The 2,538-nt window shown below is 67.4% G+C and carries 1 protein-coding gene; it reads left to right on the forward strand.

Features of this window, described 5'->3' with window-relative positions; translation table 11 throughout:
• Positions 1 to 143: 143 nt before the first annotated feature.
• A partial coding sequence (locus AC27IQ_RS22325) for a YgiQ family radical SAM protein (protein WP_487090841.1) occupies positions 144 to 2,538 on the forward strand: 2,395 nt, incomplete at its 3' end.

The following is a 2,538-nucleotide window of genomic DNA, read 5'->3' on the forward strand; positions in this document are numbered from 1 at the left end:
CGCGCACCGAGACCGCCGCCAGGCCGCTCGCCACCCGCGGCTGACCCCCTGCGGCGCAGGGCGCGGGCACGCGCCTTGGCCCTCGGTTTCGACAGGAAAGGCCCAAAAGCCTAAAATCGCGGCTTCCCCACGCCTTGCCCTCCATGAACGCCCCCGTTGACGTTTCCTTTTTCGCGCGCGCCGCGAAGCCGCTGACCAGCTATCGCCCGTATTGGGCGAAACGCTTCGGCACGGCCCCGTTCCTGCCCATGAGCCGCACCGAGATGGAGCGCCTCGGCTGGGACAGCTGCGACGTGATCCTGGTGACGGGCGATGCCTACGTCGACCACCCCAGCTTCGGCATGGCCGTGATCGGCCGCACGCTGGAGGCGCAGGGCTTTCGCGTGGGCATCATCGCCCAGCCCGACTGGCAGAGCGCCGATGCCTTCAAGGCCCTGGGCCGCCCCAACCTGTTCTGGGGCGTGACGGCGGGCAACATGGATTCCATGATCAACCGGTACACCGCCGACCGGAAGATCCGCAGCGACGACGCCTACACTCCTGGCGACGTGGGCGGCAAGCGCCCCGACCGCGCGGCCATCGTGTACAGCCAGCGCTGCCGCGAGGCCTACAAGGACGTGCCCATCGTGCTGGGCGGCATCGAAGGCAGCCTGCGCCGCATCGCCCACTACGACTACTGGAGCGACAAGGTGCGCCGCTCCATCGTGGTGGACGCCAAGTGCGATCTGCTGCTGTACGGCAACGCCGAACGCGCGCTCGTCGAAGTGGCCCACCGCCTGGCCGCGCGCGAGCCCGTGGAGCAGATCACCGACGTGCGCGGCACCGCCTTCGTGCGCCGGTCCGACGACGAAACCGGCCAGGGCTGGTTCGAAATCGACTCCACCAGCGTGGACGAGCCCGGCCGCGTCGAGGCGCACGTCAACCCCTACATGACGACCAGCGAGCAGGCCGCCGCCCAAGGCAGCACCTGCAGCAAGGAGGATGCTCCTGATTCGATAGCATCCATGCCAATGGATACTAGGGCGCAAGGGCAAAATGACTCGAAATCCGCCGAGCCCAACCCCGCCATCCAGCCGATGCTGTTCGTTGCCAACCCGAACCTCAAGGCCAAGCTCAAGGTGCCGCCGCGCGAACGCAGCGTGATCCGCCTGCCCAGCTACGAGCAGGTCAAGAGCGATCCGGTGCTCTACGCCCACGCCAACCGGGTACTGCACCTGGAGACCAACCCCGGCAACGCCCGTGCCCTGGTGCAGGCCCACGGCGAAGGCCCGACGGCGCGCGATGTGTGGATCAACCCGCCGCCCATCCCGCTGACCACGGCCGAGATGGACTACGTGTTCGATCTGCCCTACGCGCGCGGCCCGCACCCGAGTTACGCCGACGAGAACGGCAGCCACGACGGCGTGACCAAGATCCCGGCGTGGGAGATGATCCGCTTCAGCGTGAACATCATGCGCGGCTGCTTCGGCGGCTGCACTTTTTGCTCGATCACCGAGCACGAAGGCCGCATCATCCAGAGCCGCTCCGAGGACTCCATCATCCAGGAGATCGAGGACATCCGCGACAAGGTGAGCGGCTTCACCGGCACCATCTCCGACTTAGGGGGGCCCACGGCCAACATGTACCGGCTGGGCTGCAAGAGCCCGGAGATCGAGGCCGCGTGCCGCAAGCCCAGCTGCGTGTACCCGGGCATCTGCCAGAACCTCACGACCGACCACGGCCCGCTCATCAAGATCTACCGCCGCGGCCGCGCGCTCAAGGGCATCAAGAAGATCCTGATCGGCTCCGGCCTGCGCTACGACCTGGCCGTGAAGTCGCCCGAATACGTGAAGGAGCTGGTGCAGCACCACGTGGGCGGCTACCTCAAGATCGCGCCCGAGCACACCGAGCAGGGTCCGCTCACCAAGATGATGAAGCCGGGCATCGGCAGCTATGACAAGTTCAAGCAGATGTTCGAGCAGTTCAGCGAAGAGGCGGGCAAGAAGCAGTTCCTGATCCCGTACTTCATCGCCGCGCACCCGGGCACGAGCGACGAGGACATGATGCACTTGGCCATCTGGCTCAAGAAGAACGGCTTTCGTGCCGACCAGGTGCAGACCTTCTACCCCAGCCCCATGGCCACGGCCACGGCCATGTACCACTCGGGCAAGAACCCGCTGCGCAAGATCGGCCGCGACAGCGAGGCGGTGGACATCGTGCGCGGCGAAAAGCGCCGGCGCCTGCACAAGGCCTTCCTGCGCTACCACGATCCCAACAACTGGCCGCTGCTGCGCGAGGCGCTGAAGACCATGGGCCGGGCCGACCTGATCGGCAACGGCAAGCACCACCTGATCCCGACCTTCCAGCCGATGACGGACGGCAGCTACCAGAGCGCGCGCCGAAAGAACAGCACCGTGGCCCCGGTGGCGCCACAACGCAAGGCACCGCCGGCCAAGGGCGTGGCGTTCAACAAGGCCGCGCAGCAGCCCGTGGCCGGCCGCATGCTGACCCAGCACACCGGCCTGCCGCCCCGCGCCGGCCTAGCCGGCAAGCCCGCCG

Source organism: Acidovorax sp. KPB24-07 (assembly GCF_057543315.1).